5 protein-coding genes are annotated in these 3,493 nt (G+C 75.2%); 3 read left to right on the top strand and 2 right to left on the bottom strand.

Annotated features, from left to right (window positions below; translation table 11 throughout):
* Both KS423_RS41410 and KS423_RS41405 read left to right on the top strand, forming a co-directional pair.
* A partial coding sequence (locus KS423_RS41410; protein ID WP_224284884.1) for a class I SAM-dependent methyltransferase occupies positions 1-324 on the top strand: 324 nt, incomplete at its 5' end.
* Complete coding sequence (locus KS423_RS41405) at positions 321-743, top strand: hypothetical protein (protein WP_224284883.1); 423 nt, start codon at positions 321-323, stop codon at positions 741-743. The genes KS423_RS41410 and KS423_RS41405, both read left to right, overlap by 4 nt.
* Before the next feature lie 144 nt (positions 744-887).
* Here the strand turns inward: KS423_RS41405 and KS423_RS41400 are convergent, their stop codons facing one another.
* Both KS423_RS41400 and KS423_RS41395 read right to left on the bottom strand, forming a co-directional pair.
* On the bottom strand, positions 888-1,652 hold the full coding sequence (locus KS423_RS41400; RefSeq protein WP_224284882.1) for an alpha/beta hydrolase: 765 nt from the start codon (positions 1,650-1,652) through the stop codon (positions 888-890).
* A gap of 148 nt (positions 1,653-1,800) precedes the next feature.
* Positions 1,801-2,154: a DUF6401 family natural product biosynthesis protein gene (locus KS423_RS41395; protein ID WP_224284881.1), complete on the bottom strand. Its 354-nt coding sequence runs from the start codon at positions 2,152-2,154 to the stop codon at positions 1,801-1,803.
* A 165-nt stretch (positions 2,155-2,319) separates the two neighbouring features.
* Here KS423_RS41395 and KS423_RS41390 point away from each other — a divergent pair, with 165 nt between their 5' ends.
* Entirely contained in the window at positions 2,320-3,246 is a 927-nt protein-coding gene (locus KS423_RS41390) for an LLM class F420-dependent oxidoreductase (RefSeq protein ID WP_224284880.1), read from the top strand.
* Positions 3,247-3,493: the final 247 nt, after the last annotated feature.

Genomic DNA, 3,493 nt, shown 5'->3' with positions numbered 1-3,493 from the left:
GCCCGCCCGGGCGCCCTGCCCGCCGCAACGGGCGTCCTGGACACCGTGTTCGCCGTGTTCGCCGCCCACGAGCTGCGCCGGCCCGCCGACCGCACCGCCCTGTTCACCGAGGCCGCCCGCACCCTGCGCCCCGGCGGCACCCTGCTGCTGGTCGAGCACCTGCGGGACGCCGCCAACACCGTCGTCTACGGCCCCGGCGCCTGGCACTTCCTGCCCCGCGACACCTGGCTCCGGCACGCCGCCGAGGCCGGACTGCACCCGGCCGCCGAACGCCGGATCGCCGGCCTGGTCACCGCCTTCGCCTTCCGGAAGCCCACGTCATGACCGGACTGATCACCCTGGAAGCCCAGCTGCGCCTGGTCGGCGCCGCCCTCGTGACCGCAGGCCTGGTCCACGCGGTGCTGCCCCGCGCCATCGGCTGGCCCGCGGACCTGTCCGGCACCACGCTGCTGACCCGTCAGGTCTCCTACGCCCACCTCTTCTTCATCGGCCTCGCCTGCGCCCTGCTCGGCCTGCTCCCGCTCTGCCTGGCCCCCGACCTGCTCGCCGGCGGCCGACTGGGCACCGCCCTGCTGGCGGGCCAGACCCTCTTCTGGGGCCTGCGCTGGCTCTTCGAATTCGCCTACTTCTCGCCCCGGCTGTGGCGCGGCGACCGCCTGCGCACCCTCGCGCACCTCGGCCTCTCCGTCCTGTGGACCTGGGTGACGGCGGTCTTCGCCGCCGCCCTCTGGAGCACGGTCTAGCCCGACCGCGGCTTCCCTGACGGCCGTGACCTGCGCCTGTCTGCTGCTGGCGGGCACGACCGGCGCGGTGGTGACGTGGCGTTCGGTGCGTCGGCTGTGAGGCGGCCGCCTACCTGCACCGTCCCCCGGCCGCCGCGCGCTGCGTCAGAGGTTCGCCGGGAGGGCCGGTGCCCGGCGGGGCTGGGGCGGGAGGGCGAGGGTGAGGGCCTCGCGGGAGGCCGCCGGGAGGGCGAGGGCGGTGGCGGTTTCGGCCGGGAGGGGGCGCAGGCCGAGCAGGGCGGTGGTGAGGCGGGTGGTGGCGCGGTGCCAGTCGGGGATGCGCTGGAGCATGGCGTGGCCGCTGCCGGTGACGGTGTAGCCGCAGACCCGGGCGCCCGCGGCGCGGCTGCGGGCGGCGAAGGCGTGGGTGTCGGCGGGCGGGGTGACGGTGTCGCGGTCGCCGTGCAGCATCAGCACGTCCCGTCCGGCGAGCTGTGCGCACGGGTCCTCGGCCGGGCACCACGGTGCGAGGGCGATCAGGCCGGTGACGGACGGGTGCCCGCCGGCCTGGAGTGCGGCGCGTCCGCCCATCGAGTGGCCGACCAGTACGGTCGGCACCGGTCCGAGCAGCGCGGCCAGTTCGTCGAGCGCGGCGGTCGCGTCCAGTGCGGCGTCCGCCCGCTCGCCGTTCCAGCCGCGGTGGCGGTAGCGGACGGTCCCGACGGCGATGCCGGCGTCCGCGGTCGCCCTGGTGAGCCCGCGCAGGAAGCCGTGCATCCGCAGCAGCGGGAGGTTGAGGCGCCCTGGCCGGGCGAGGTTGTGCTCCTCGCCGCCGTGCAGCACCAGGACGGCGGCCCGCGCCGCTTCCGGCCGGACGTGCCAGTGCAGCGCCCGGTGGCCCACCGCGCGCTCCGCCGTCGTACCGCTCACTGCCGCACCGTCCCGTCCGTCCCGTTCCGTGGCCCGTCCCCCGGACCGTCACTGTACGCGCGCGGACGGCTGGACGGTTCACCCGAGGGGGCCATCCCGGACACCGGAAGCGGGACCGGAACCGGTAGCCCGGGGGGCCTGTCGGGGCTCAGACCTCCAGCAGGCCCTGCTCGCGCACCAGCCAGCAGATCGCGGTGAGGCGGGTCACGGCGTAGTCGTAGCCGACCGGCTCCCGCCAGCCGATCTCGGCGAGCGCGTCCAGGAAGCCCAGCGCGTAGTCCGACAACTCCTCACGGTCCACGGGCCGGGGCGCGAGTTCCGGCCCCTGCGCGTACAGCAGCTCCCGCAGCATCGCCGTGTGCTGGTCGACCGCCGCCACGAAGCCGGGCTCGAAGGCGAACTCGGCCAGCCGGGGCGTGAAGGCGGTCACGATGGCGGGTAGCGGGCAGCCGCCCGGCTCGTCGGGGGAGCGCCGGAAGGAATCGTCGGAGGTGGCGGACATCCGTCCACGGTAGGCGAGCCCCGGGCGGGAACGGGCGCCCGTGACGGTTCGGTGCTGAGACCTTGGCCACCCCTGCCCGGGCCGGCCCGCCCGCCCTGCGGACGTTCCGTGGCCCGGCGGATTCGCTGCGTCGACCGCCGGGTGGTCCGTACCAGAATGGCCGGCATGGATCTTCGCATCTTCACCGAACCCCAGCAGGGCGCGAGCTACGAGACCCTCCTCGCGGTCGCCCGCACCGCCGAGGAGCTCGGTGCCTTCAGCGCCTTCTTCCGTTCCGACCACTACCTGAAGATGGGCGACGTCGACGGCCTGCCCGGGCCCACCGACGCCTGGATCACCCTGGCCGGCCTCGCCCGCGACACCAGCACCATCCGCCTGGGCACCCTGATGACCGCCGCGACCTTCCGGCTGCCGGGCGTCACCGCGATCCAGGTCGCCCAGGTGGACGCGATGAGCGGCGGCCGGGTCGAGTTCGGCCTCGGTGCCGGCTGGTACGAGGCCGAGCACACCGCGTACGGCATCCCCTTCCCGAAGGAGAAGTTCGGGCGGCTGGAGGAGCAGCTGGCGATCATCACCGGGCTGTGGAACACCAAGCTCGGCGACACCTTCGACTTCGCCGGCGAGTACTACACGCTGACCGACTCGCCCGCGCTGCCCAAGCCCGCCCAGGAGCACGTCCCGGTGCTGGTCGGCGGCCTCGGCCCCCAGCGCACCCCGGCCCTGGCGGCCCGCTTCGCCGACGAGTTCAACCTGCCGTTCGCCTCGGTGGACGACACCACCGCCCAGTTCGGCCGGGTCCGCGCCGCCGTCGAGCAGGCCGGGCGCTCGGCCGACGACCTGGTCTACTCCAACGCCCTGGTGGCCTGTGTCGGCCGCGACGACGCCGAGATGGCCCGTCGCGCCGCCGCGATCGGCCGCGAGGTGGACGAGCTGAAGGAGAACGGCCTGGCCGGCACCCCGGACGAGGTGGTCGAGAAGATCGGCCGGTATGCGGCGGCCGGCAGCGAGCGGATCTACTTCCAGATCCTCGACCTGGACGACCTCGACCACCTGGAGCTGATCGCCTCCCGGATCGCCCCGCAGCTCGGCTGACGCGCCCTCCGGGCCGTCGGCGGGCCGGCGGCCCGGCACCGGCCGGGGTCGTCCGTACCCGCCCCGACCTCCGCCCTTTACTCACTCTTGGGAATGCGCCATGCTCCTTGGACGGGAACGGCGGGGGGAGACCGGGTGAGCGGGACGAGAACGGTGCGGACGGCGGCGCCGAGGGTGCCGCCGCCGCGCACCGCGGGGGAACGCGTCGTCCTGCCCGCGCCGTACGAGCCACCCGCCCGGCACGAGC

Source organism: Streptomyces sp. LS1784, from assembly GCF_020103755.1.
Taxonomy (GTDB): domain Bacteria; phylum Actinomycetota; class Actinomycetes; order Streptomycetales; family Streptomycetaceae; genus Kitasatospora.
Note: the sequence above shows the minus strand (reverse complement) of the source record. Positions and strands in the feature narration are given on the sequence as shown.

Bases quoted from the DNA above. Each gene is read 5' to 3' on its own strand.
- KS423_RS41405 (WP_224284883.1), top strand. From the start codon at position 321: ATGACCGGACTGATCACCCTGGAAGCCCAGCTGCGCCTGGTCGGCGCC.
- KS423_RS41395 (WP_224284881.1), bottom strand. From the start codon at position 2,154: ATGTCCGCCACCTCCGACGATTCCTTCCGGCGCTCCCCCGACGAGCCG.
- KS423_RS41390 (WP_224284880.1), top strand. From the start codon at position 2,320: ATGGATCTTCGCATCTTCACCGAACCCCAGCAGGGCGCGAGCTACGAG.